This is a genomic window from Streptomyces sp. 1331.2, assembly GCF_900199205.1.
GTDB lineage: Bacteria > Actinomycetota > Actinomycetes > Streptomycetales > Streptomycetaceae > Kitasatospora.
Genome location: NZ_OBMJ01000001.1, coordinates 3,768,491 through 3,792,464 on the forward strand (window position 1 = coordinate 3,768,491; position 23,974 = coordinate 3,792,464).

20 protein-coding genes, 1 tRNA gene and 2 pseudogenes are annotated in these 23,974 nt (G+C 73.8%); 15 read left to right on the forward strand and 8 right to left on the reverse strand.

Annotated features, from left to right (window positions below):
* Nucleotides 1–95 precede the first annotated feature (95 nt).
* The 3 genes and pseudogenes from CRP52_RS15930 to CRP52_RS15940 form a co-directional block, all read left to right on the forward strand.
* Nucleotides 96–1,169 (forward strand): annotated as a pseudogene (locus CRP52_RS15930) (sugar phosphate nucleotidyltransferase); the annotation flags it as partial.
* A gap of 195 nt (nucleotides 1,170–1,364) precedes the next feature.
* The gene (locus tag CRP52_RS15935; protein ID WP_097237003.1) at nucleotides 1,365–2,360 is read left to right on the forward strand and encodes a Yip1 family protein; all 996 of its coding nucleotides are present in this window, start codon (nucleotides 1,365–1,367) and stop codon (nucleotides 2,358–2,360) included.
* 85 nt (nucleotides 2,361–2,445) lie between these two features.
* Nucleotides 2,446–3,336, forward strand: a complete 891-nt coding sequence (locus CRP52_RS15940) for a metal-dependent hydrolase (RefSeq protein WP_097237004.1) — start codon at nucleotides 2,446–2,448, stop codon at nucleotides 3,334–3,336.
* 135 nt (nucleotides 3,337–3,471) lie between these two features.
* Here the strand turns inward: CRP52_RS15940 and dcd are convergent, their stop codons facing one another.
* Complete coding sequence (gene dcd, locus CRP52_RS15945; RefSeq protein WP_030056616.1) at nucleotides 3,472–4,047, reverse strand: dCTP deaminase; 576 nt, start codon at nucleotides 4,045–4,047, stop codon at nucleotides 3,472–3,474.
* A gap of 93 nt (nucleotides 4,048–4,140) precedes the next feature.
* Complete coding sequence (locus tag CRP52_RS15950; RefSeq protein ID WP_030056617.1) at nucleotides 4,141–4,362, reverse strand: hypothetical protein; 222 nt, start codon at nucleotides 4,360–4,362, stop codon at nucleotides 4,141–4,143.
* Between the two features lie 274 nt (nucleotides 4,363–4,636).
* Between CRP52_RS15950 and CRP52_RS15955 the strand changes: the two genes are divergently transcribed.
* Nucleotides 4,637–4,710 (forward strand) — tRNA-Gly (locus CRP52_RS15955).
* Nucleotides 4,711–4,827: 117 nt separating this feature from the next.
* Here CRP52_RS15955 and CRP52_RS15960 read toward each other — a convergent pair.
* A complete protein-coding gene (locus CRP52_RS15960; RefSeq protein WP_097237005.1) occupies nucleotides 4,828–5,946 on the reverse strand; it encodes a nucleotide disphospho-sugar-binding domain-containing protein in 1,119 nt (372 codons plus the stop codon).
* A 224-nt stretch (nucleotides 5,947–6,170) separates the two neighbouring features.
* On the reverse strand, nucleotides 6,171–6,953 hold the full coding sequence (locus CRP52_RS15965) for an alpha/beta fold hydrolase (protein ID WP_097237006.1): 783 nt from the start codon (nucleotides 6,951–6,953) through the stop codon (nucleotides 6,171–6,173).
* Nucleotides 6,954–7,407: 454 nt separating this feature from the next.
* Between CRP52_RS15965 and CRP52_RS15970 the strand changes: the two genes are divergently transcribed.
* Nucleotides 7,408–7,902 carry a hypothetical protein gene (locus tag CRP52_RS15970; protein WP_097237007.1) on the forward strand — a complete coding sequence of 165 codons (495 nt, stop codon included), beginning with the start codon at nucleotides 7,408–7,410 and terminating at the stop codon, nucleotides 7,900–7,902.
* 492 nt (nucleotides 7,903–8,394) lie between these two features.
* Here the strand turns inward: CRP52_RS15970 and CRP52_RS15975 are convergent, their stop codons facing one another.
* Entirely contained in the window at nucleotides 8,395–9,033 is a 639-nt protein-coding gene (locus CRP52_RS15975; protein ID WP_097237008.1) for a response regulator, read from the reverse strand.
* Nucleotides 9,030–10,258, reverse strand: a pseudogene (locus tag CRP52_RS15980) (sensor histidine kinase). The gene CRP52_RS15975 and the pseudogene CRP52_RS15980 overlap by 4 nt, the downstream one beginning before the upstream one ends.
* A gap of 291 nt (nucleotides 10,259–10,549) precedes the next feature.
* On the opposite strand from CRP52_RS15980, the gene CRP52_RS15985 reads away from it, so the two are divergent.
* The 7 genes from CRP52_RS15985 (at nucleotide 10,550) to CRP52_RS16015 (ending at nucleotide 17,253) form a co-directional block, all read left to right on the forward strand.
* Complete coding sequence (locus CRP52_RS15985; RefSeq protein ID WP_097237009.1) at nucleotides 10,550–11,110, forward strand: GlcG/HbpS family heme-binding protein; 561 nt, start codon at nucleotides 10,550–10,552, stop codon at nucleotides 11,108–11,110.
* Between the two features lie 197 nt (nucleotides 11,111–11,307).
* Complete coding sequence (locus tag CRP52_RS15990; protein WP_051830258.1) at nucleotides 11,308–11,733, forward strand: YunG family protein; 426 nt, start codon at nucleotides 11,308–11,310, stop codon at nucleotides 11,731–11,733.
* A gap of 132 nt (nucleotides 11,734–11,865) precedes the next feature.
* Nucleotides 11,866–12,750 (forward strand): NAD(P)-dependent oxidoreductase, encoded by an 885-nt coding sequence (locus CRP52_RS15995; RefSeq protein WP_097237010.1) that lies wholly within the window; start codon nucleotides 11,866–11,868, stop codon nucleotides 12,748–12,750.
* Between the two features lie 97 nt (nucleotides 12,751–12,847).
* Nucleotides 12,848–13,498, forward strand: coding sequence for a flavodoxin family protein (locus tag CRP52_RS16000; protein ID WP_097237011.1), 651 nt, complete (start codon nucleotides 12,848–12,850; stop codon nucleotides 13,496–13,498).
* A gap of 346 nt (nucleotides 13,499–13,844) precedes the next feature.
* Nucleotides 13,845–14,981: an LPXTG cell wall anchor domain-containing protein gene (locus CRP52_RS16005; RefSeq protein WP_143685754.1), complete on the forward strand. Its 1,137-nt coding sequence runs from the start codon at nucleotides 13,845–13,847 to the stop codon at nucleotides 14,979–14,981.
* A 157-nt stretch (nucleotides 14,982–15,138) separates the two neighbouring features.
* Nucleotides 15,139–16,365, forward strand: a complete 1,227-nt coding sequence (locus tag CRP52_RS16010) for a hypothetical protein (protein WP_373560499.1) — start codon at nucleotides 15,139–15,141, stop codon at nucleotides 16,363–16,365.
* 114 nt (nucleotides 16,366–16,479) lie between these two features.
* The gene (locus CRP52_RS16015; RefSeq protein ID WP_097237013.1) at nucleotides 16,480–17,253 is read left to right on the forward strand and encodes a MerR family transcriptional regulator; all 774 of its coding nucleotides are present in this window, start codon (nucleotides 16,480–16,482) and stop codon (nucleotides 17,251–17,253) included.
* 70 nt (nucleotides 17,254–17,323) lie between these two features.
* On the opposite strand, the gene CRP52_RS16020 is transcribed toward CRP52_RS16015, so the two are convergent.
* On the reverse strand, nucleotides 17,324–18,301 hold the full coding sequence (locus CRP52_RS16020; RefSeq protein ID WP_441349062.1) for a helix-turn-helix domain-containing protein: 978 nt from the start codon (nucleotides 18,299–18,301) through the stop codon (nucleotides 17,324–17,326).
* A 300-nt stretch (nucleotides 18,302–18,601) separates the two neighbouring features.
* On the opposite strand from CRP52_RS16020, the gene CRP52_RS16025 reads away from it, so the two are divergent.
* The 3 genes from CRP52_RS16025 to CRP52_RS38245 all read left to right on the forward strand — a co-directional run bounded on the left by CRP52_RS16025 (nucleotide 18,602) and on the right by CRP52_RS38245 (nucleotide 22,184).
* Nucleotides 18,602–19,279: an RNA polymerase sigma factor gene (locus CRP52_RS16025; protein WP_257032517.1), complete on the forward strand. Its 678-nt coding sequence runs from the start codon at nucleotides 18,602–18,604 to the stop codon at nucleotides 19,277–19,279.
* Nucleotides 19,276–20,694 carry a hypothetical protein gene (locus CRP52_RS16030; RefSeq protein WP_097237015.1) on the forward strand — a complete coding sequence of 473 codons (1,419 nt, stop codon included), beginning with the start codon at nucleotides 19,276–19,278 and terminating at the stop codon, nucleotides 20,692–20,694. The genes CRP52_RS16025 and CRP52_RS16030 overlap by 4 nt, the downstream gene beginning before the upstream one ends.
* A gap of 257 nt (nucleotides 20,695–20,951) precedes the next feature.
* Nucleotides 20,952–22,184 (forward strand): hypothetical protein, encoded by a 1,233-nt coding sequence (locus CRP52_RS38245; RefSeq protein WP_179852809.1) that lies wholly within the window; start codon nucleotides 20,952–20,954, stop codon nucleotides 22,182–22,184.
* A 134-nt stretch (nucleotides 22,185–22,318) separates the two neighbouring features.
* Here the strand turns inward: CRP52_RS38245 and CRP52_RS16040 are convergent, their stop codons facing one another.
* On the reverse strand, nucleotides 22,319–23,818 hold the full coding sequence (locus CRP52_RS16040) for an aminopeptidase P family protein (protein ID WP_373560500.1): 1,500 nt from the start codon (nucleotides 23,816–23,818) through the stop codon (nucleotides 22,319–22,321).
* Nucleotides 23,819–23,974: the final 156 nt, after the last annotated feature.

Here is a 23,974-nt window from a genome sequence, read left to right on the forward strand (position 1 = left end):
AACCGACCCGACCGGCCGGCCGGGTCCAGACCACCGACGGAGGTATCGGCCCGCCGGGCCGGGCCGCAGAGACCACAAGGGGAACAGCGCAGACCATGACCGAGGCGATCATGCTGGTCGGTGGTAAGGGCACGCGACTGCGTCCGCTGACCACCCACACCCCCAAGCCCATGCTGCCGGTGGCAGGCGTCCCGTTCATCGCGCACCAGCTGGCCCGCGCGGCCGCCGCCGGCGTCACCCGCGTCGTGCTGGCCACCTCGTACCTGGCCGAGGTGTTCGAGGACCACTTCCAGGACGGCACCCCGTACGGCATCGAACTGGTCTACCTGACCGAGCGCGAGCCGCTGGGCACCGGCGGGGCCATCCGCAACGCCGCCTCCGGTCTGACCTGCGGCCCGGACGAGCCGGTCCTGGTCTTCAACGGCGACATCCTCTCCGGCGTCGACATCGCCGCCCTGCGCGACGGCCACGTGGCCGCCGGGGCCGACGTCACCCTGCACCTCACCCGGGTCGAGGACCCGCGCGCCTTCGGCCTCGTCCCGACCGACGGGAACGGGCGGGTGCTGGAGTTCCTGGAGAAGCCGGAGACCCCGGAGCAGATCGTCACCGACCAGATCAACGCCGGCTGCTACGTCTTCACCCGGTCCGTGATCGACCGCATCCCGGCCGGCCGGGAGGTCTCCGTCGAGCGCGAGACCTTCCCCGAGCTGCTGGCCACCGGTGCGCTGCTGCGCGGCGTCGTCGACACCTCGTACTGGCTGGACCTCGGCACCCCGGCCGCCTTCGTCCGCGGCTCGGCCGACCTGGTGCTCGGCAAGGTCGACTCCCCGGCCGTCCCCGGGCCGACCGGCGACGCCCTGCTGCTGCCCGGCGCCACCGTCCACCCGGGCGCGGTGCTCAGCGGCGGCACCGTGGTCGCCGAGGATGCGGTGGTCGAGGCCGGCGCGATCGTCGAGGGCAGCGTGATCCTGCCGGGCGCGGTGATCGGCCCGGACACCCTGGTCAAGGACTCGATCGTGGGCGCCTACGCGACCATCGGCGACCGCTCGGCGCTGGACGGCGCCGTGATCGGCGACGGCGCGATCGTCGAGTCGGACAACGAGCTGCCGAACGGCATCCGGATCGCCTGCGGCACCCTGCTGCCGGTCGGCGCCGTCCGCACCTCGGCCGGCCCTGGCGGCTGCCCGGCCGGCACCAGCGCGGCGGCAGCGGTGCACGGGCGGTCGGTCAGCGCCCAGCGCTGACCGCGGCTCCCGCCCGGCCACCGGGCGGCTTTCGGCCCCGTTCGTCTCAGCCTCGCTGCAAACCGGCCCCGGCTTGGTCCGGGGCCGACGGGGACTGGGCCGGACGGGTACCTTCGGACCGTGGCTGGTAATCGATACGACAGCGGTCAGGGCGCCGACCGCCCGCACGGCGGGTGGTCGGCCCCTCCGCCACCGGCGGGGGCGCCCGGGGGGCACGGACAGGCGGACGGGCCGGAGTACTTCACGGCCCCGCACCCGGCAGGTCCCGGGTCAGGACCCGGGACCGGACCCGAGTACGACCCGTACGGGGCGGACCACCCCGGCAACACCAGGGCCTTCCCGGTCGGCGACCCGTACCCGGGCGGCGCCTACGGCTCCTACGGCCCCTACGACGGCGGCTACGGGCAGCAGCAGCGGCCGTACGGCCAGGACCAGGCCTACGGCTACGACCAGGCCTACGGCCAGGAGCCCCCGTACGGTCACGACCAGGCTTACGGCCAGGAGCAGCCGTACGGCCAGGACAACGTCGCCGTCTACCGCGCCGGCGGCCGGTCCGCCCCGCACGTGGCCGGCCCCCGCCCGCACTGGCGCGAGCTGTTCGTCGGCCTCTTCCGCACCCCGACCGCGATGTTCGACCGCACCCGCGACCACCAGGTCTGGCTGCCCGCCCTCACCGTCTCGCTGCTGTACGGCGCGCTCGCGGTGCTCGGCATCGGGCTGACCCACGACGACATCGTCAACTCGACCTTCACCGTGGCGCTGACCGGCATCCTCGCCGCCGCCGTCGGCTTCACCGTGGCCGGCGCGATCTTCGGCGGGGTCACCTACGCGCTGGCCCGCCAGCTGGGCGGCGACGGCCCGTGGAAGTCCACCGTCGGCCTGGCCGCGCTGATCGGCTGGCTGACCGACGCGCCCCGGCTGCTGCTCGACCTGGTGCTGCCCTCCGGCAGCGCGGTCGTCCAGGTCGTCGGCTGGGCGACCTGGATGCTCTGCGCCTTCCTGCTGACCGCCATGGTCCGGCGGCTGCACGACCTGCCCTGGGGCAAGGCCGCCGCCGCCTCGGCGCTGCAACTGCTCGCGCTGCTGGTGCTGATCAAGCTGCCGACCCTGGGCTGACGGGCGAAGGGCAGAATGGGGGCGGGCCGCAGCCGAGCGCCGCGGCCCGCCGACCCTCTTCGACCCGAGTGCACCGGAGCCAGGCATGACCCTCCCCACCACCCACGTCAGCTTCCCGGCCGGGGCGGTGACCGGCGAGTCCCCGGTGCTCGCGGTGCACCAGCTGGCCGACGGCCGCTACGCCGTCGTCACCGAGGCGACCCCGTTCCACCCGCTCGACCACACCTGGCCCGACCAGCCGGCCGACCACGGCACCCTCACCGTGGACGGCACCGAGCTGGCCGTGGTCGACTGCCTGACCGGCGCCGTCGGCCCGGAGGGCGACGCCCTGCTGGTCGGCGCCGACATCCCGGTGCGGCGCGGCGACGAGGAGTGGTCCTGGCTGGTCCTGCACGTCCTGGGCACCGACCCCGGCGACATCGTCGGCCGCACCGCCGCGCTCGCCGTCGACGCCGACCGCCGGGGCGCCCTCAGCGCCTCGCACAGCGGCTGCCACCTGCTCGCCCTCGCCCTCAACGCCGCGCTCGCCCCGCGCTGGCGCAAGGACCCGGGCCGCTCGGACGCCTTCGGCAACCCGGACTTCGACAGCCTCGCCATGGCCAGTTCGGTGATGGACACCGACGCCAGCACCGACACCTACCGGCTCGGCAAGTCGCTGAAGAAGAAGGGCTTCACGGTGGACGCCACCGAGGAGTTCCCGGCCCTGGCCGACGCGCTGCCGGCCCTCACCGAGGCCGTCAACGCCCGGCTCGCCGCCTGGGTCGCCGCCGACGCCCCGGTCCGCATCGAGGTGCCCGGCCCCGAGCTCACCGCCCGCCGGCAGTGGCACTGCGAGCTGCCCGAGGGCGGCGCGCAGATCTTCTGCGGCGGCACCCACCTGCACCACCTCGGCGAGCTGGCCGAACTCCGCACCGAGCTGCGGCTGTCCGAGGACGGCACCGAGCTGGTCGCCGTCACCAGCCCCAAGCGGGCCTGAGAAACGCCGCGGGCGGCCACCCCTCGCGGTGAGGGGTGGCCGCCCGTCTGCGTGCGCTCCGCGTGCCGCCGGCCCGTCCGGCCGTCGGCTTTCCGTCCCGGACCTCGGTTCTCGGACCTCGGTGCCCAGAGGGTCTCAGATCTCGGTGCGGTGGAAGTTCAGGTACGAGCGTGACGGCGTCGGGCCGCGCTGGCCCTGGTAGCGCGAACCGTAGCGCTCCGAGCCGTACGGGTGCTCCGACGGCGAGGAGAGCCGGAACAGGCAGAGCTGCCCGATCTTCATGCCCGGGTAGAGCTTGATCGGCAGCGTCGCCACGTTCGACAGCTCCAGCGTCACGTGGCCGCTGAACCCGGGGTCGATGAAGCCCGCGGTGGAGTGGGTGAGCAGGCCCAGCCGGCCCAGGCTCGACTTGCCCTCCAGCCGGGAGGCCACGTCCTCGGGCAGCGTGATGACCTCGTACGTCGAGGCCAGCACGAACTCGCCGGGGTGCAGGATGAACGCCTCGTCCCCGTCCGGCTCGACCAGCCGGGTCAGGTCCGGCTGCTCCTCGGAGGGGTCGATGTGCGGGTACTTGTGGTTCTCGAACACGCGGAAGAAGCGGTCGAGGCGCACGTCGATACTCGACGGCTGGATCATCGCCGGGTCGAACGGGTCGATGGAGACCCGGCCCAGGTCGATTTCGGTCCGGATGTCCTTGTCAGAGAGCAGCACGCTTCGAGGTTACGTGCAAGAAAGGGCCCCGGACGAATCCGCCCGGGGCCCACCTGCCCGTCCGCCGACCGCCGGTCGACCGTCCGCCGACCGTCAGGCCAGGAACTCCGCGGCCTCCAGCCGCATCGCCTGCGCCAGTTGCGGCTCCGACAGCTCCCGCACGTCGGCCAGCACCGAGCTCCGGAGCCGTCCGCACTGCGGACAGCGGATCAACCGTCCGGGCCCGAGGCGGCCGGGACCGAGGTTCTGCATCGGGAACGTGGTGGTGCTGAACAGGTGCCCCTCGGCACAACGAACGACGGCGCGCTGCTCCATCGATCCCCTTCCCATCCCTAACCCAGTACTCACCCGTACTCAGACGCCCCGGCGGCCTGGCCCCGGGACAGCGTCACATTAGGGGATGCTCCGGACATTCCTCACCATGGCTCGCCGCCCGGCCCCACCCGCCGGAGCACTCGCACGCGGCCCACACAGTACGCCCCGGACCCGCCTCCACCCCGCTCCGCCGCACCCTCGGACCCCTTGTGCAACCACAGTCCCGAATGGGGTACAGTGGCACTGGATCGAGCGGTCTCTGACGGCTCATCAGGCGGGCGTAGTTTAATGGTAGAACATGAGCTTCCCAAGCTTAGAGCGCGAGTTCGATTCTCGTCGCCCGCTCCATACCGAAAGCCGCAGGTCAGCGACCTGCGGCTTTCGTGTTTCCCGGGGCGTTCCGGGGCTTCGAACGCCTGCGGCGCCCCGGGCCGGGGTCGGAGCGACCCTGGCCCGGGAGCGGGGTCAGGAAGCGGTGGTGAGGGCTTCGAGGGTGGGGACGACGGCGGTGGGGGTGGGGAGGGCGGCGTTGTCGGTCCGCAGGCGGTGGGCGGCGGCGCGCAGGTCGGCGTCGGTGATGAGGCGGTCGAGCAGGGCGGTGTCGACGTCCTCGGAGGCGGAGCGCAGGGCGGCGCCGGTGGCGGTGAGGGCGTCGGCGTTGATGAAGTGGTCCGCGCCCTGCGGGAGGAGCAGCTGGGGCAGTCCGGCCTGGAGGGCGGTCAGCATGGTGCCGGAGCCGCCGTGGTGGACCAACGCGTCGGCGCGGCTGAGCAGTTCGTTGAGCGGGACCCACGGCAGGCCGCGGACGTTGGCGGGCAACGTGCCGAGCGGGGCCAGGTCGGCGCCGCCGACGGCGAGCAGGAAGTCGGCGTCGACCTCGGCCGCCGACTCGACCAGCCGGACGACCGCGCGGACACCGTCGATCTCGGCGAGGACGGTGCCCAGGGTGACGACGATCCGCGGGCGGTCGGCCGGGTGGAGGAACTCGGTCGGGACGATGCCGCCGCCGTTGTACGGGATGTAGCGCATCGGCAGGCCGTCCGGGTCGCCGCCGAGCGGGCCGAGGTTGAGCGCGGTGGCGCCGGCCGGGCCGGTCAGGCCGTGCTGCTCGTAGACGTCGGTGAAGTGGGAGGCGATCAGCTTGGCCATGTCCAGGCCGGGCGTGACCCCGAAGTTGTGGACCACCGACGGGATCTTGAGCAGGGCCGCCACCACCGGGGGAGCGGCGTGGAAGGAGTCGTGGACGATCAGGTCGGCGCCCCAGCCGGTGGCGGCCGCCAGCAGGCCGTCGACGTCGGGGCGGGAGGCGTGGGCGAAGAGCCCGGCCGCCATGTCGAAGATCTCTTCCTGCGTCTTGTCCCGGTTGACGTACGCGATCTCGCCGCCGAGGTGCTCCGCGAAGATCTCCCGCAGGCTCCGGCCGTCGCCGATCTCGACGACGGGGAAGCCGGCGCTCCGGAGCTGGTCGAGCGGCTGCCCGCTGGCGAACAGGACCTCGTGCCCGACGGCGCGCAGCGCCTGGGCGGTCGGGACCATCGGGAAGAGGTGGCCGGCCGCGGCGGGGCCGGCGAAGAGTATGCGCATGTCTGCTCCTTGCCAAGTTCACTGACATGGCAGTCTCACCTCCGTAGTTGACGTTCAGTCAATTTGATTGGGGTCGCCAGGCGCGGTAATCGGCCTTTTTGAGCAGGGACTTGTTACCGGGCCATTGGTGTGCTCCACGCTCGCTCCACTCGCGAGCCGTCTGCGAGCCGTCCGCGAGCCGTCGGTGATCCGCTCGCGGCCGTCCCGGGCTCGGCAGTCGGGCGTCAGGCGGCGGCGAGGAAGTCCCGGACGGTCTTGGTGAACGCCTCGGTCTCCTCGGCGAGCACGATGTGGCCGGTGTCGAACTCGGCGTAGGCGCTGCCCGGGAGTGCGGCGTGCAGGCGGCGGGTGTTCTCCACCGGGACGGTGGCGTCCTGGGCGCAGCCGATCACCAGGGTCGGGGCCTGGACACGGGGGAGCAGCGGGGTCAGGTCCAGGCTGAGGTCGAGGGCGATGTGCCGCAGGGTGCCGGGAGTTGGCTGCATGTAGGCGGTGTTGGCCTCGACGGCCGCGCGGCCGATCCGGTTGAGGAAACCGCGGCTGAAGGCGGTGAGGGTGGCGTAGCCGCCGAAGGCGTCGGGGCGGTCGGCGAGCGAGAGCCAGGTTGCCATGGAGAGGCGCAGGTACTCGTCCTGCTCGGCGCTGATCCAGCCGGCGGCGGCGATCAGTCGGCGGACCTGGTCGGGGCGCAGGGCGGCGGCTGCGGTGGCGACGACGGCGCCGAGCGAGAAGCCGAGGATGTCGGCGGGGCCGCGGCCGGCGTCCTCGATCACGGCGTTGACCTGGGCGGCGAGGGTTTCCAGGGTGAGCGGGGCGCCGTCGTCCTCGGCGGCCTCGCTGCCGGAGAGGTCGGGCAGCAGCACGGTGTAGCGATCGGTGAAGGCGTCCAGCAGTCCGTCCCACATGCCGGAGCCGGGGCCGGTGCCGTGGACCAGGACGAGGGTGTCGGGGCCGTTGCCGACGACGCGGTAGGGGATGCGGGCGGTGCCGACGGTGATGGTGGGCATGGCGGGGTCCTCTCGTGGTGGTGGCAGGCCCGGGTGCGGTGGTGCTCCGGGGCACGAGAAGTAAACTACACCGTGCAGGTCAGTGATTCAACTGCACCGTGCAGTGCAATTTGGTGGTGAAGGAGTGGCGCGGGAGTGGTGGGGGTGGAACTGTCCGTACCCGTTCGCCGTCCCAGGAGTGACGGAATCCCCGCCCGGGTTGAATGCCGGGAGGAGTACGGAGGGCCCTGTGCAGTCAGGTGGTGCCGAACTGAACGCCGGATGCCCGGGTGGTCGCCCCGGCCGTGCGCCGGCCGCGGCGGCCCGGTGGTCGGAGCCGGTCGCGAACGCGGAGCCGGGCGCGAAGGCGGAGGCGGGCGCGAAGGCGGAGGCGGGCGCGAACGCGGAGCCGGGCGCGGAGACGAGGGCAGAGTCCGGGCCGTGTTCGGGGTCGGCTTCGGGTGCGGGTCCGAGGGTGACGGTCGATCAACTCGACGCCGCCGAGCGCTGCGAGACCCTGCTCCAGGACACCCTGGACGCCGTCGACCCGACGCCGGCCTGGCAGGAGGCCGCTCCCCGGGCGGGTGCGCGGCTGCCCCGGCCGGGGCTCGGGTCGGCGCGGTGCGGGTCGGACGTGCTCTGGTACGTCACTCGGGGGCGGGACATCCTCACCGTCGTCTCGCTGCCCCGACGGGCGCTGCTGGTGGGCGTGGTGGAGCGGCACTGGCGGCGGCGCGGCTGGACGATCACCTCGCTGGACACCGACTGGGACCGCCACGGAGTCGCCGCGACCACTCCGGACGGCTACCGACTGGCGCTCAGGTTCGGCGAGTTGGGCGAGGCGGGGCTGACCGTGAGTTCGCCCGGAGTGGCCCGCTCGGAGCAAGTTCCGGTGCTGTCGGGGGACGGTGGTCGCGGCTCGGCGCCGCTGCCGTACGTGTGCTGCCCGTACTGGAGCGCGCTGGCGTAACGGCACACCAGTGAAGAGGGAAGGGGACCGGGGGAGGCGTGGAGCGAGCCCCCCCGGACACGCTCCACGCCACCTCCACGAGCGGCTTCGGCGCTGCCGCTCCCCCCGACACCCCGCCAAGCTCAGCCGTTCCCCCCTGGCAAACACCCTCCGGCGAGAGCGGTCCGCACCAGGCCCCGGCGAGCCCCCACCCGCGGGGACGTCGTTGATCTCACGCTAACAAACCGCGTGGTTGGTTTGTCAATAGTGAAATCCACGAAAAATCCACATTGTGACGACCGTCCGGTACGGCCGTGAAAGGCGTCGGACCAGGCAGTTGTGGGCCCGTCAGGGCGTCCGGCAGCCGGGCCGCGCACGCCGGGCCGGGGCGGGCGCCCGGTAGCGGACCGGCCCGGAATCCGACATTCCCAGCATCATGGCAGCACACAGTGACACCGCGCGAGCGCCCAGTGCAGCCGAGGAACGGCCTGTGCCGGGCGGGACCACCCCGGCTCAGCGCAGCAGCCGGCGCTCCTTGGCCACCGCCACCGCTCCCGCCCGGGTGTCCACGCCCAACTTGTCGTAGATCCGCCCGAGATGCGTCTTCACCGTCGCCTCGCTGATGAACAGCGCCCGCGCGATCTCCCGGTTGCCCAGCCCCTGCCCCAGCTGTTCGAGGATGTCCAGCTCGCGCTCGGTGAGCTGCGGCGCGGGCGTCCGCATCTGCGCCATCACCCGGGAGGCGACCGGCGGTGAGAGCACCGTCCGGCCCTGCGCGGCCGCGTGGACGGCGGCGAACAGCTCCTCCGGCCGTTCGGCCTTCAGCAGGTAGCCGGTGGCGCCCGCGGCGATCGCCCGGGTGATGTCGGCGTCCGTGTCGTACGTGGTGAGCACCAGGACGTAGGGCCCGCCCGGGGCGGCGGTGATCCGCCGAGTGGCCTCCACGCCGTCGATGCCGTCGCCGAGCTGGAGGTCCATCAGCACGACCTGCGGCGCCAGCCGGGCGGCCAGGGCGACGGCCTCCTCCCCGGTGCTGGCCTCGCCGACCACCTCGATGTCGCCCGCGCTGGCGAGCAGGGCCAGCAGTCCGGCCCGGACCACCGCGTGGTCATCGCAGACCAGCAGCCGGACGGGGGAGGCGGCGGTGTTCATCGGTGCTCCAGGGGGATCGCGGCGGAGACGACGGTGCCCTCGCCGGGGGTGCTCTCCACGGTCAGCGTGCCACCCAGCTGCCGCAGCCGGGCGCGCATCGCGGGCAGTCCGTGGCCGCGGACGCCCCCGGGGCCGGCTGCGTCCGGGTCGAAGCCCCGCCCGTCGTCGGCGATGTCCAGGACGACCTGGTCGCCCAGGAAGGACAGCGTGATCGCCGCGGCCGAGGCCCCGGCGTGCTCGCGGACGTTGGCCAGCGCGCCCTGGGCGATCCGCAGCAGCGCGGACTGCGCCGCGGCCGGCAGCGGTACGGGCGTGCCGTCCAGGTGGAAGCGGACCGGCAGCCCGCTCTCGGCGGACTCCCGCCCGGCCAGCGACGCCAGCGCCCGGTCGAGTGCCCGGCCGTCGGCCAGCTCGGCCGGCGCGAGGTCGTGGACGAAGCGGCGGGCCTCGGCCAGGTTCCGGGCGGCCACCTCGGCGGCCGTACGGACGTGGCTGCGGGCGGTCGTCGGGTCGGCGTCCCAGGTGCGCTCGGCGGCCTGCAGCAGCATCTGCTGACTGGACAGGCCCTGCGCCAGGGTGTCGTGGATCTCCATCGCCAGCCGTTCGCGCTCGGCCAGGGTGCCCTCCCGCCGCTCGGTGGCGGCGAGTTCGCGCCGGGTGCGGACCAGGTCGGTGATCAGCGCGCGCTGCCGGGCGGCCTGCCGGGCCATGAAGAGGAAGACGCCGGTGGCGAGCGCGGCCACCGCGGGGGCAGCAGCACGAGAGTGGCGTCCACCCCACCGGGCAGCCGGACCTCGGCGATCACCACCAGCAGGGTCAGGGCGCCCACCAGCGGGATCGCCGCCTTCGCGGGCAGCGCCCGCAGCGCGGTATAGACCAGTGGGACGGCGCACCAGGCGAAGCTCGGCGCGAGCAGCACCAGCACCACCCAGAGCACGACCACCAGCGCCAGCGGCCACCGTCGGCGTCGGCCCGTCGGGGTCGGCCGGTGGTGGTCGAGCCAGGAGCCGGCGGGCTGGGCGACGGCCAGGGCGGCGCTCAGCCCGATCACCCAGGGGGCCTGGGAGCTGCCGGAGTGATGGGTGAGGTAGCGGTTGAGCGCGGCCGCGAGCAGCACCACGAAGGCGGAGTCCAGCAGCAGCGCCAGCCGGCCCGCGTCCGGATCCCCGGCGTCGCGGCCGGGTCCGGGGCCGACGGCAGGGCCGGCGGGGCGGGGCTGTGGCACGGGTGGCTCCTGCTCGGACGGGCGGTGCACGGGCGGTGCGCGGGCGGGCGTCCGCACTGACCTGCGCCGATCCCTCGATCGTGACCCGTCCGGCCCGGTGTCGCATCAGCCGATCGGTTGACGCCGCCGTCCCCCGTCGTGCCCGGACGCTCGCGCCGGACCGTCGATGTGGCAGCGCCGCCCCCGGCCGGAGGATCGAAGCATGCCGCCGGGCGACCCCCTTTTGACCCGGCGGCCCCGATCCCCCGCACCACCCCGCACCGACCCCGTAGACCGTCGAGGAGCTGGACCATGAAGAAGACCTCCGTGCGCACCCGGGTGCTGACCGGCACCGTCGCCGCCGCGGCGCTCGCCGCCGCCACCGTGGGAGCGGTCTCGGCGAGCGCCGAGACCTCCGAGACTCCGGCCGCCCCGGCCGCCGTGAAGGTCGACACCCAGAACAAGAACCTCGCCGAAAGCACCGGCCTGACCATCGACGCCGCCACCCGCGCCGCCCAGGCCGCCCTGGACGCGGCGAACAAGGCCGGCCAGCACGTCTCGGTCGCGGTCGTCGACCGGGACGGTGTCACCCGGGTGCTGCTCAAGGGCGACGGTTCCGGCCCGCAGGCCCCGGTGTCGGCCGAGCGCAAGGCCTTCACCGCGGTCTCCTGGAACGCGCCGACCTCGGAGCTGGCCAAGCGCCTGGCCCAGGCCCCGAACCTCAAGGACATCCCGGGCACGCTGTTCCTGGCCGGCGGCGCCCCGGTGCAGTCCAAGGGCGCTCCGGTCGCGGCCGTCGGTGTCGCGGGCGCGCCCAGTGGGGACCTGGACGAGCAGTTCGCGCAGGCCGGTGTCGCCGCCCTGGCCAAGTGAGCCGTAGCCGGGCCGGGTCAGCCGGACCCGGCCGAGTGAGCCGTACCCGACCGGTCGGTCCGTCCCGTGCCCCGGGACGGCCGGCCGGCCGGGCCGTTGACTCGTTCGGGTGAACGCAGGGAGGGTCGCCGCAGAACACGGGGTGACCCTTCGAAAAGCCGGTGCCGCTGTCAGTGCCGCGTGGCAGGCTTCCCGGTATGACGGCGTGGACCCTCAACGACATCGAACGTGCGATCCGCTCCTCCTGGGGCGTCGACACCTGTGCGCCCGAGGACCTGGCCCACTGGCATCCCGACAATCCCGCCCGCGGCCAGTGCGGGGTCACGGCGATGGTGGTGCACGACCTCCTCGGCGGCGAGCTGATGATGGGCGAGGTGCACGTCGACGGCGTCCGGACGGACCTCCACTGGTGGAACCGCTTCGCGACGGGCTTCGAGATCGACCTCACCCGCGAGCAGTTCGGGCCCGACGAGCTGGTCGGCCCCGGCCGCCCGGTCGCCCGCCCGGCCCGCCCGGGCCGGCTGCAGGCCCAGTACGAGCTGCTGCGCAGCCGGGTGGTCGCCGAGCTGGAGCGCGGAGCGGCCGTGCACCGCACCCGGTTGCCGGCCCACGCCTGCGCCTGAGCAGTCTGAGCAGCCCGATCATCCGGCCCGGCCCGCGCACCCCCGGCTCCCCGCGCACCTGCAGGGCCGGGCCGTTCGCGTTCTGACGTACAGTCGGCCGCAGTGATCGACGGCGACGACGGGAGTGCACCGATGGCCGGAACGACGGTCGGTTTCGTGGGGCTGGGCGCGATGGGCCGGGGCATGGCCGGGAGCCTGCTGCGGGCCGGTCACACCGTACGGGTCTGGAACCGCTCGCCCGAGCCGGTGGCCGAGATGGTGGCCGAGGGGGCGGAGGCGGCCGGCTCGCTCGACGAGGTCTTCGCCGCCGACACGGTGGTCTCCATGCTCGCGAACGACGACGCCGTCGAACGGCTGCTGCTCGACCCCGCCCTGCTGGCCGACGCCACGGCGACCCTGCACGTCAACATGGCCACCGTCTCGCTCGCCCTCGCCGAACGGGCCGAGGCGCTGCACGCCGAGCACGGCATCGGCTACGTCGCCGCGCCCGTCCTCGGCCGTCCGCCGGTCGCCGCGGAGGGCCGGCTGAACATCCTGGCCGCGGGGCAGGCGGACCTGCTGGCCCGGGCCGAGCCGCTGTTCGCCGCGATGGGCCAGCGCACCTGGCACTTCGGAGAGAGCCCGCGGCAGGCCAACACCGCCAAGATCAGCACCAACTTCCTGCTGGCCTGCGCGATCGAGTCGATGGCGGAGGCGTGCAGCCTGGCCGACGCCAACGGTGTCCGGCCGACCGACCTGATCGAGATGCTCACCGGCACGCTCTTCCCCGGGCCGGTCTACTCCGGCTACGGCGCGATGGTGGCCGAACGGCGCTACGAGCCGGCCGGGTTCCGGCTGCCGCTCGGACTCAAGGACGTCGGCCTCGCGCTGGACGCGGGGGCCGCGCGGCACGTCCCGCTGCCGTTCGGCAGCATCCTGCGGGACGCCTTCCTGGACGCGCTGGCCCACGGCGACGGGGACAAGGACTGGGCGGCGGTCGCGGGCGTCGCCCGCCGCCGGGCCGGGCTGCCCGAATGACGGCCGTCTGACGGTCACCCGGGGCGCGCGCGTGGAATAACCGGCGCGCGGCGGCTGCTCGCACCTCCGTCCGCAGCACCTGACCGGGGGAGTCCCGATGCCTGAGCAGCCGTCCGCGCAGCCCGCCGAGCAGCCGTCCGACCAGCGCGTCGACCTGCAGCCCGACTCGCAGCCCGACTCGCAGTCCCGGAGCGAGGCGCCGCGGCGCTTCCTGTTCCTCGACGCCAGCGCCCGCGTCGACGGCAACTCCGCTCGCCTGGCCCGGCTGGCCGCCGAGTCCAGCCTGCCCGTCGGGGCGGAGCAGCGCTGGCTGCGGCTGAGCGAGCACCCGCTGCCGCCGTTCCAGGACCTGCGGCACACCGGTGACGGCCGCTACCCCGAGCCGGTCGGCCACGAGCGGACCCTCTTGGACGCCACGCTGGCGGCCACCGACCTGGTCTTCGTGGCACCGCTCTACTGGTACTCGCTGCCGACCACCGCCAAGCTCTACCTGGACTACTGGTCCGCCTGGTTCCGGGTGCCCGGGGTGGACTTCCGGGCCGGGATGCGCGGCGGCACCATCTGGGGCGTCACCGTCCTCGCCGGCGGCGGCGAGAAGGCCGACCCGCTGATCGGCACGCTCCGGCTGACCGCCGAGTACATGGACATGCGCTGGGGCGGCGCGCTGCTCGGCAACGGCACCCGCCCGGGGGACGTGCTGCGCGACGAGCGGGCGCTGGTCGCGGCCAAGTCCTTCTTCGCGGGCTGACACCCGCCGGCCCGGCCGCGCCCGCGCGCGGCCTGACACCCGCCGCCACGGCCGCGCCCGCAGCCCGACAGGTGTCGGCGCGGCCGTGCGTGCGGTACGGTCCTCCCGGCGTGTACCCGTCACCCTCCGGTCATCATTTGGCAAAGCACAAAAGCCTTGCGAAAGGACGGAGTTGGACGAACCGGGCGCCCCTCCTCCAAGCCTCTGTCACAGTGCGGCACCCGCCTTCCGGAGCGACCGCGTCGTTCGGTACTCTCCGTCGCACTTTCAGCTTCGCGGGGGGACGCGGCGTCCACGGCCACCCCTCGCGCCCGGGCCTCGCCCGGAAACGTCCGTGAGGTCTCCCTTGTCCATACGTCGCAGTCTTGCCCTCGCCGGTGCCGCCGCGCTCGCGTCCTCGCTCGTGCTGGCCGGCGCCCAGGGCGCCATGGCCGTCGGCACCACCGGCTCCCCGACCGCCGCCGCCCCGGCCGAGAAGGCGGGCCACCAGGCCCTCGACCTCTCGGTGCGCGGTGTGCCCGGCACCTTCTTCGCCGGTGGCGACGCCCGCGAGTTCACCTACCGGATCGACAACTCGACGAAGACCGACTTCGTCGCCTACCCGATGCTGAAGTTCAAGAACAAGGCGGGCTCGCTCGCCGCGAAGGACCTCAAGCTGGAGTACCAGCTGCCGGCCGGGCTCCCCGGTGGCGGCACCTGGAAGACCGCCGTCGTCGCCCCCGGCGGCGGCGACGGTGACGACAGCGCCGTGCTGATGTTCCTCGGCGGTGTCACCGACGGCGGCAACGCCGCCGATGACGCGCTGCTCTACGTCGCCCAGGGCAAGACCCTGGACATCAAGGTCCGCGCCTCCTTCACCAAGGACGCCCCGCTGGGCAAGGCCGGTGTGGTGCCGGTGGTCTTCTCGGCCGACGCCAACGACGACCACGACAACGGCCACTTCAGCTGCGACGGGATCAAGGGCGCCGGCTTCACCATCAAGGCAGGCGGCGGCAACCCCAGCCCGACCCCCACCCCGACCAAGACCGGCAAGCCGACCCCGACGCCGACCCACACGGCGACCTCCAGCGCATCGCCGACCGCCTCCCCGACGGCGACCGCGACGGCCACGTCGACGCCCACCACCGCGCCGACCACGCCCACCACCGCGCCGACCACCCCGGCCACCGGCACCGCGTCGCCGTCCGCCTCGCCGTCCGACTCCGGTTCGCCGACCGCCCCGGTCCCGTCCGGCGACAGCAGCAGCGATGCCCCGCAGCCGATCGACTTCCCGGTGCAGAACCCGACCGTCACCCCGCCGGCGATCACCCCGGGCGGCGTCAGCAAGGCCAAGACCTCCGCGGCCGCCGCGGACAAGTCGCTCGCGACCACCGGTGGCGGCGATCACACCACCGCGATCGCGGCCACCGGCGGTGCCGTCCTGGTCGCCGGTGTCGGCACCCTCGTGGTGCTGCGCCGCCGCAAGGCCGGCCAGCAGGGCTGACCCCCAGAGGGGCCCCCAGGGCCCCAGGGGGCGACTCGTCGAGTACCCCGTGCCGCCCGCACCCGTCCACCGGACGGACCGGCGGGCGGCACGGACGGTACTCCTCCGTCACATAGGATGTCCGGCCGGAGGGGGCGGAACGGCGGGGAGAGGACAGGTGCGGGTAGCACGCACGGCACGGGCCACCACCGACTACGAGGCGGCAACCGGGCGCATCGCGGGACTGCCGTTCCGCCGACACCACGTCCTGCTGGTCGCCTGGACGGTGCTCTGGTTCTTCCTGGTCGAACCGAGCGGCGGCTTCTCCTGGCACTACCTGCGCCAGGGCGAGCAGCTGCTCTTCAGCGGTCAGCCCGACGGCGGCCTCTCGCTCTACGCCCGCCACCCCGAGCTGCAGATCGGCCCGGTCAGCCTGGCTGCGGCCCGGCTCACCGCCCCGTTCTCGCCGCACACCGGCCAGCTGGTCGCCGAGGCGGCGAGCGCCGCGCTGGGCCTGGTGATGCTGGTCGTGGTCGGCCGCACCGCGGCCCTCTACTACCTGGGCACCGGCACCAACCACCGCCGGCTCCAGCAGCGCCTGCTGATCGCCGGACTGGCCTTCATCCCGATGTGGGTCGAGGTGTCGGTCCGCTTCGCGCACCTGGACGACGTCCTCGCGCTGTTCTTCACCACCCTGGCCGCGCACGCCCTGGCCCGCGGCAAGCCGGTCCAGGTCGCGGTCTTCCTGGCGCTGGCGGTGGACTCCAAGCCCTGGGCGGTCGCCTTCGCCCCGCTGATCCTGGCGCTGCCCCGGCCCGCCTGGCTGCGCACCGCGCTCTGGTTCGCCCTCCTGGTGGCGGTCGCCTGGCTGCCGTTCTACCTGGGCAACCTGGACACCATGGCGGCCGCCAAGTTCACCATCCCCAACCAGCCCGCCTCCGCGCTGCGCTGGTTCGGAGTGACCGACCCCGCCACCCCCTGGTGGGACCGGCCGACCCAGTTCGCGCTCGGCATCGGCCTCGGCAGCATCGCGGTGTGGCGCGGCCGCTGGCCGGCCGTGGTGCTGCTCGGCGCGGACGCCCGGATCCTGCTCGACCCGAGCGTCTACACCTACTACACGGCCTCGATCCTGCTCGGCACCCTGCTCTGGGACGCGGTCGGGCAGAAGCGGCTCGTGCCGTGGTGGAGCTGGATCGCGCTGGCCGCGCTGTACGGCGGCACGCTGTTGCTGCCGTCGGACGCGGCCCGCGGCTTCGCCCGGCTCGCCTTCGTGGTGGTCTCCGCCGCGTACGTGCTGTTCTGGCCCACCCAGCAGCCCCGCCGTCCGCGGGCCACCGGGCAGGGCGACGGCGGGCGCCGGTCGGCCCGGCGGCGCGAGCGGGTGCTGGTCGGCGCCGGGTCCTGACGGCAACCGGGAGCCGAGCGCGTCGCCCGGACGGCGCCCCGACCGCTCCTGACGACTTGACCCTCACGCGACGTGAGAGCCGAGGCTGGTGGTCAGCACCAGGGAGGAACCCCGATGACCAGTGAGGGCTACTCGGTCGGCGCCGTGGCCAAGACCGCCAAGGTGACCGTCCGCACCCTGCACCACTACGACGAGATCGGCCTGTTGTCCCCCGCCGGCCGTACCCGGTCCGGCTACCGCCGGTACGTGGACGCCGACCTCGACCGGCTGCAGCAGATCCTCTTCTACCGAGAACTCGGATTCCCCCTGGAGGAGATCGCGGCGATCCTGGACGACGACTCGGTCAGCCCGACCGAACACCTCCGGCGGCAGCACCGGCTGCTGACCGACCGGATCAGCCACCTCCAGGAGCTCGCCGCAGCCGTCGAACACGCCATGGAGGCACGGAGAATGGGCATTCAGCTGACGCCGGAGGAGAAGTTCGAGATCTTCGGCGAGGGCTACCGCGAGGAGTGGGAGCAGGAGGCCGAGCAGCGCTGGGGCGACACCACCGCCTGGGCCGAGTCCCAGCGCCGCACCGGCGGCTACACCAAGGCCGACTGGCAGCGGATCCAGGTCGAGATGACCGAGCTCAACGCCCGCCTGGCCGAGGCGGTCACCGCCGGCGAGCCCGCCGACGGCCCGGTGGCCACGGACCTCGCCGAGGAGCACCGGCAGCACATCTGCCGGAACTTCTACGACTGCACCTTCACCATCCACCGCGGCCTGGCCTGCCTGTACGTCTCGGACCAGCGCTGGACGGACACGTACGAGGCCATCGCCCCGGGCCTGGCGCAGTGGCTGCACGACGCCATCGTCGCCAACGCGGACCGGCGCGAGCAGGCCTGAGACCCGAGGCCTGAAACCCGAGGCCTGAGACCCGAGGCTTGAAACCCGAGGCTTGAGGCCTGAGGAACGCTCACGCCACCCCGCGCCCGAAGGAGCGCCGGTACGCGGTCGGCGAGGTGCGCATCACCCGGCCGAAGTGGTGGCGGAAGGTCGCCGAGCTCTCGAAGCCGACCGCCGCGGCGATCTCCTCCACCGTCCCGTCCGGGGACTCCAGCAACGGCAGGCTGGCCGCGATGCGCTGGGTGACGACCCAGCGCATCGGGCTGGTCCCGTTGCGGGCGGTGAAGTGCCGCAGGTAGGAGCGGTCGGACATCCGGGCGGCGCGGGCCAGCACGGGGACGGTCAGCGGGGACGACAGGTGGTCCAGCGCCCACTGCATGCTGCGCCCGATCCCGTCGTCCTCCTCCTCGACCGGGCGGACCGCCGCCTCGATGAACTGGGCCTGCCCGCCGTCCCGGTGCGGCGCCACCACGAAGCGGCGGGCCACGTTGTTGGCCACCCTGGCGCCGTGGTCGCGCCGCACGAGGTGCAGGCACAGGTCGATCCCGGCGGCGCTGCCCGCGCTGGTCAGCACGGACCCGTTGTCCACGTACAGCACGTCCGGGTTGACCCGCACCGCCGGGTGGCGCTGCTGGAGCAGGTCGGCGTACCGCCAGTGGGTGGTCGCCTCCCGGCCGTCCAGCAGCCCGGCGGCGGCCAGCGCGAAGGCGCCCGAGCAGATCGACACGATCCGGGCGCCGCGCTCGTGCGCCGTACGCAGTGCCGCGACCAGCCCGGGGGAGACGTCGCCGCCGAACGCGTTCGGCACGCCGGGCACCACCACGGTGTCGGCCGCCGCCAGCTCGTCCAGCCCGTGCCGGGCGGTCAGCGCGAAGCCGCCGACGGTGTCCAGCGCCGTCCCGGGGCGGTCGGCGCACACCTTGAGGCCGTACCAGGGGGCCGCCAGCAGCCCGGTCAGCTCGGGCCGTGCCAGCCCGAACACCTCGACCACCACGCCGAGTTCGAACGAGGCCATGCCGTCGAAGGCGTACACCGCGACGTCGTGCACGGGCTCGGGCCGCCGGCCGATGGCGACGTCCACCGGCCGAGGCCGGGTGCCGGTCTGCTCGGTCATGCGAACCCCCTGCTCACGGGTGGCGGAATGCCGGTGAGTGTAGCCGCCCCGGCCTGCTCGGAAATTTCTTCGACCCCACCTGCAACCTCCACTCCCGTCACACGTCCATGGGTACGGGGGCGGAGGGAGCCGGGCCGGGTGCAGCTGGGAGGATCCCCCCGATCACGATCTTGATCAGGTGTCCTGACGGTCCGGCGAACGCCGTCACCGTCCCGGGGGAAAGCGGAAGCGCACATGTCCATGGCCATCGGGCCGACCGTCGCACCGGCCGGGAGGCGGGGATTCTCCGTCCGCGGCGCGATCGCCCTGCTGTTCGGCGTGCAGGAGGTCGGCGAGCCGCTCGCCGGCCCCGTCACCGAGCAGGAGGCGAAGCAGCGCCGTTCCGGATTCCGGCTGCTGCGCGGCGGCCGCAAGCCGGCGGAGGACCGGCCCACCCTGACCGACCTGTACCACGCCCACCGGCTGGGCCTGGTCCGGATGGCGGTCCTGCTGGTCGACCACCAGGACCTGGCCGAGGACGTCGTCCAGGACGCGTTCACCCAGCTCTACCAGCGGTACGGCGAGGACCTGGACGACCTCGACAACGCCCTCGGCTACCTGCGGACCTCCGTGGTCAACGGCGCCCGGTCGATGCTGCGCCGCCGCAAGACCGCCCGCGAGTACGTGCCGCCGCACGAGGCCGACGCCCCGTCCGCCGAGGACCACGCGGTGCTCAACGACGAACACCGACGGGTGCTCGTCGCCCTGCAGGAGTTGACCCCCCGCCAGCGTGAGGTGCTGGTGCTGCGCTACTGGTCCGACATGTCGGAGGCGCAGATAGCCGAGACCCTGGGGCTGTCCCGGGGTGCCGTGAAGTCCACGGCCAGTCGCGCCCTGGACGCCTTGGAAAAGCACCTGGAGAAGGTTCGATGACCGACAAGCTCCCCCGCCGGATCGGCGGCGACGGCGACGGGCCGGCCGAGACTCCGACCGAACGGCTGCTCCGCGAGGCGATGGGTGCCCGCGCCTCCCTGGTGACGGCGGACAGCCTGCGCCCGGCCGCGCCCCCGAAGAGCCGGATCCGCCGGCTGCGCCCGGTGTACGCCGTCACCGTGCCGCTCGGCCTGGCCGCCGCGATGGCGCTCGGCGTGCTCACCTTCCACGGCGAGCCGGTCGCCCACGACCAGGTGCCGCCGCCGGCCGCCACCGTGACGACCTCCCCCAGCCCGACCGCGGAGCCGACCACCTCCCCCAGCCCGACGGCCACCGCCACCGACACCGGCACGCCGACGGGCGAGCCCGAGACCGACGTCCGGCCGGCCAACGGCACCCCGTCCTCCGGCCCGTCGGCCACCAACACCCTGCCCGTCGGCCCGGCGAGCTCGTACAACCTGCGGGGCGTCAAGTTCAAGGTCCCCGCGGGCTGGAAGGCCGTGCAGCTCTCGGCGAGCCGGGTCTGCGTCCTGAGCCCCGGCGCGCCGACGGACCCGCAGCCGGGCTGGACGTCGGCGCAGTGCGAGCCGTACGGCGTCCTGGTCGTGGCGTACAACAGCCCGGACGAACTGGACGGCGGCGCCTGGCCCACGATGGCCGACCTGGGCTCGGAGAGCGGCTGGGGCCACCAGCCGAACTGCCCGGTCTGGGGCCGCCCCTACGTCCCCGCCAACGGCTACTCCTCGATCGGCACCCCCGTGCGGACCAGGGACATCGTGGCCGGGAAGACGATCGACAAGACGCAGTGGCAGGTGACCTGCCAGCCCGGTGACACCTTCACGGCCCAGCTGTGGGGGCTGAGTTCGGACCAGGTGTTCGTGGTGGCGAACGGGTTGAAGAGCGACTACCAGCCCGCGCTGGTCTCGATCCTCGACACCCTGGACGTCAGCGGCCACCAGCCGCCGGCCTCGGCGACGGCGAGCGGGACGGACATCGGTATCACCGTGGACGGCCTGGTCACGGGCCAGCAGATTCCCGACGACGGCAGCCCGACGACGTTCTCGGTCACCTTCAAGAACACCGGCAAGACCGCCTACGCCCAGGTGACCCCGCACGTGGTCGCCGAATCGTACGGGGGCAGCCAGCCGACCGTGCACGGGACGCTGGAGCGCCAGGACGGCGCGGTCTGGACTCCGGTGGACCTCAACCGGCCGGGCGCGGGCAAGCCCGGCATCGCCGGGAGCTTCGCACTGGCCCCCGGGCAGAGCGTGACGCTGAAGTACCGGATGAAGCTGACCAAGGAGGACGGTGCCGGAGTGATGCCCGTGACGGCGGAGGCGCTGTCGATCCCGGCCGACGGGCCGGCCGTCACCGTCGGCCAGCACACCGTGCCGGTCCGGGTGACCGCGAAGTAGCCCGCAGCGGGCCGTCCTTGAGGCGCCGTGACGAGGGGTTTCCCCTGGTCACGGCGCCTTTCGGCGTTCCGGCGGGAACGCGCGAAAAATAGTGTCGAACCCGGCTGCAACCCCCGGGCGGGATGGACGTCTATCAGGGTGAGAGGCGGGGAGAGCGAGCCGGCGGAGCCGGGGCTCGGGCCGGCTCCTCGGGGCGCGCGACGAGGCGCCCGTTCATCCGATCATCACCATCACCATGTCCTTGGGGGGACTGTCCCATGAGCGCGTCCGTTATTGCCCGTATTGCGAAGATCGTTCCGCTGGCCGTCATCGCCGCCGTCGGTGTCACGGCCTGCGGTCCGGCGGACAACGGCGCCCCGGCCGCCGCCTCGGCCCCCGTCTCCACCCCGGCCGCCGTCTCGGTGACGCCCGGCGCCGGTGCCGTCCCCGCCCTCCCGGCTGCGCCGACCACCGACCCCGCCGCCCCCACCGCCGCGCCGGCGCCCGCCGAGACCCCCGAGGCCGCGGCCGCCGTGACGGCTGGGACCAAGCCGGCCGCCAAGCCCACTGCCGCCAAGGCCGCCACCGCCCCGAAGGCCGGCGCCGCGCCGAAGGCCTCCACCGCGCCCGCCCCGTCCACCGGCAACGGGAAGGGCAGCGGCAGCGGCATCGGGATCACCTTCACCGGTCTGGACGACGGTCGGCAGATCGAGCTGAACGACCTGGTGTCCTTCTCCGTCACCTGGAAGAACAACGACGCCACCGGCACCCGCAGCGTGGCCCCGGTGGTGGCGACCCAGCAGTACGAGGGCGCACCCTGCAGCCGGGTGGTCGCGATGGCGGACGGCACCCTGGAGCGCAAGGACGCCTCGGGCTGGAAGAAGCTGGACAGCCTCAGCCAGGGCACCGGGATGGACTACGTGACCAACCGCAACGACGGGGCCTTCACGCTCGCCGCCGGCGAGAGCCGGACCATCGAGTACCGGATGCGGCTGTCCCCGGCCAACCGTCCGGGCCGGATCGGGATCGAGGCGGACGCCCCCGTGCCGGGCTCCACGGACTACCGCGGCATGGCGAAGGCCGTGGTGAACGCCACGGTCGTCGACCACCACGGCCCGGAGGTGACCGGCGTGTCCGCGGGCAGCGTCAAGGTCGGGACGAGCCCCACCGCGTTCGGCTTCGTCGTCTCCGCCCCGGAGGGCACCGCGGACCTGCACCCCGTGGTGTCCGTCTCGGCCGCCGACGAGCTGGCCGCGGACGACGTCACCGTGGAGGCCATGGTCGGCGGCGCCTGGAAGCCGGTCGAGCTGAAGCAGGACTGCGAGGGCCTGACCGCGGTCGCCCCGACCGGGCTGGAGGTCAACCGGTGGGGCGACTCGGTCGAGTACGCCTTCCGGATCGCGCTGAAGAAGGCCCCGGTCCACGGCGACGTGGAGGTCCTGGTGGGCGCCCGGTCCAACGGCCACCAGGCCGCCCGCTGGAACCCCTTCGCCCCCCTGGGCGGGCGGTAGCCGTTCGGCGGCCCCATGACTGCGCCCCCATGACCGAGGGCCCGGCCTCCCACTGCTCGGGAGGCCGGGCCCTCTTGGCTGCCCAGGCGCTCGGGCTCGGTCGCGCAAGCGCTCAGCCGCGCGAGCGCTCAGGCTCAGGCGAGCGAGGCCATCCAGGCCTCGACGTCCGCCGAGCGGCGGGGAAGCCCGGCCGACAGGTTCTCGTTGCCGTCGGCGGTGACCAGGATGTCGTCCTCGATCCGGACGCCGATGCCGCGGTACTCCTCCGGCACGGTCAGGTCGTCCTGCTGGAAGTACAGGCCGGGCTCGACGGTGAGGACCATGCCGGGCACCAGCAGCGCGTCGACGTGCTCCTCGCGGCGCGAGTGGGCGCAGTCGTGGACGTCCAGGCCGAGCATGTGGCCGGTGCCGTGCAGGGTCCAGCGGCGCTGCAGGCCCAGCTCCAGGACCTTCTCGACGTCGTACACCGTGGCGTCCAGCAGGCCCCAGGCGAGCAGCCGCTCGGCGAGCACCCGCTGCGAGGCGTCGTGGAAGTCGCGGAAGCGGGCGCCCGGCTTCACCGCGGCGATGCCGGCCTCCTGGGCGTCGTAGACCGCGTCGTAGATCTTGCGCTGCAGGTCGGTGAAGCGGCCGTTGATCGGCAGGCTGCGGGTGACGTCGGCGGTGTAGAGGGTGTGGGTCTCCACGCCCGCGTCCAGCAGCAGCAGCTCGCCGGGGCGCACGTCGCCGTCGTTGCGGACCCAGTGCAGGGTGGTGGCGTGCGGGCCGGCGGCGGCGATGGTGCCGTAGCCGACGTCGTTGCCCTCGACCCGGGCGCGGCGCCAGAAGGTGCCCTCGATCCAGCGCTCCGAGGTGGCGACGGCCTGGCCCAGCTCGCGGACCACGTCGGTGAAGCCCTTGACGGTGGCGTCGCAGGCGGCGCGCAGCTCGCCGATCTCCCAGTCGTCCTTGACCAGCCGCAGGCCGCTCAGGAACTCCTTGAGCTCGGCGTCCCGGTCGGCGTCCAGGGCGTCGGCGAGCGCGGCCTCCAGGCCGGCGTCGTAGCCGCGGACGATCCGGGTCGGCACGGCGGAGTCGGCGGCCTTCGCGGCCAGCTCCTCGGCGGCCTTGCGGACGTCGCGCGCGGGCAGGCCCAGCAGCTGCTCCTGCTCGGCCAGGCTGTACCGGCGGCCGACCCAGAGCTCACCGTGGCCGTCCAGCCAGAACTCGCCGTTCTCGCGGTCGGAGCGGGGCAGCAGGTAGAGGACGAACTCGTGGCCCGCCCCGCCGGTCGGCTCGCCGACCAGCACGGCGTCCTCGGTCTGGTCGCCGGTGAGGTGCACGTACTCGCTGGCGGCGCGGAAGGCGTAGTCGGTGTCGTTGGACCGCACCCGCAGGTTGCCGGCCGGGACCACCAGGCGCTCACCCGGGTAGGCGGCGGACAGCTTGGCGCGGCGCTCGGCGGCGTACGGGGCCTGGGCGACGGGCGCGAGGCCGTGCAGCTCGGTGTCGGCCCAGCCGGACTTCATCGAGGCGGCCAGCTCGTCGGAGATCTCGCCGTAGAGCCCGTTCTTGCGGCCCTTGAACTCCTGCGGCTCCTCGCCGCCCTCGGCCTCGGGGTTCTCGGCCAGCGCGGGGGTGCGGTCCTCGGTCACTGCAACGCCTCCTTGGGGGTGGTACCGCCGCCCCTGGGGGGAGTGTCGGATCGCGACACGCGCGGGCGGCCGTGCGTCCATGGTACGGACGCCCGGCCGCTCGCCTGTTCGGGCCCGGTGCACCCTCCCCCGGCCTCCGGCCGGGGGACCCCCATG

Coding starts and splice junctions, on each gene's coding strand:
- CRP52_RS15940 (WP_097237004.1), top strand. CDS start 2,446: ATGACCCTCCCCACCACCCACGTCAGCTTCCCGGCCGGGGCGGTGACC.
- CRP52_RS15950 (WP_030056617.1), bottom strand. CDS start 4,362: ATGGAGCAGCGCGCCGTCGTTCGTTGTGCCGAGGGGCACCTGTTCAGC.
- CRP52_RS15960 (WP_097237005.1), bottom strand. CDS start 5,946: ATGCGCATACTCTTCGCCGGCCCCGCCGCGGCCGGCCACCTCTTCCCG.
- CRP52_RS15965 (WP_097237006.1), bottom strand. CDS start 6,953: ATGCCCACCATCACCGTCGGCACCGCCCGCATCCCCTACCGCGTCGTC.
- CRP52_RS15975 (WP_097237008.1), bottom strand. CDS start 9,033: ATGAACACCGCCGCCTCCCCCGTCCGGCTGCTGGTCTGCGATGACCAC.
- CRP52_RS15985 (WP_097237009.1), top strand. CDS start 10,550: ATGAAGAAGACCTCCGTGCGCACCCGGGTGCTGACCGGCACCGTCGCC.
- CRP52_RS15990 (WP_051830258.1), top strand. CDS start 11,308: ATGACGGCGTGGACCCTCAACGACATCGAACGTGCGATCCGCTCCTCC.
- CRP52_RS15995 (WP_097237010.1), top strand. CDS start 11,866: ATGGCCGGAACGACGGTCGGTTTCGTGGGGCTGGGCGCGATGGGCCGG.
- CRP52_RS16000 (WP_097237011.1), top strand. CDS start 12,848: ATGCCTGAGCAGCCGTCCGCGCAGCCCGCCGAGCAGCCGTCCGACCAG.
- CRP52_RS16015 (WP_097237013.1), top strand. CDS start 16,480: ATGACCAGTGAGGGCTACTCGGTCGGCGCCGTGGCCAAGACCGCCAAG.
- CRP52_RS16025 (WP_257032517.1), top strand. CDS start 18,602: ATGTCCATGGCCATCGGGCCGACCGTCGCACCGGCCGGGAGGCGGGGA.
- CRP52_RS16030 (WP_097237015.1), top strand. CDS start 19,276: ATGACCGACAAGCTCCCCCGCCGGATCGGCGGCGACGGCGACGGGCCG.
- CRP52_RS38245 (WP_179852809.1), top strand. CDS start 20,952: ATGAGCGCGTCCGTTATTGCCCGTATTGCGAAGATCGTTCCGCTGGCC.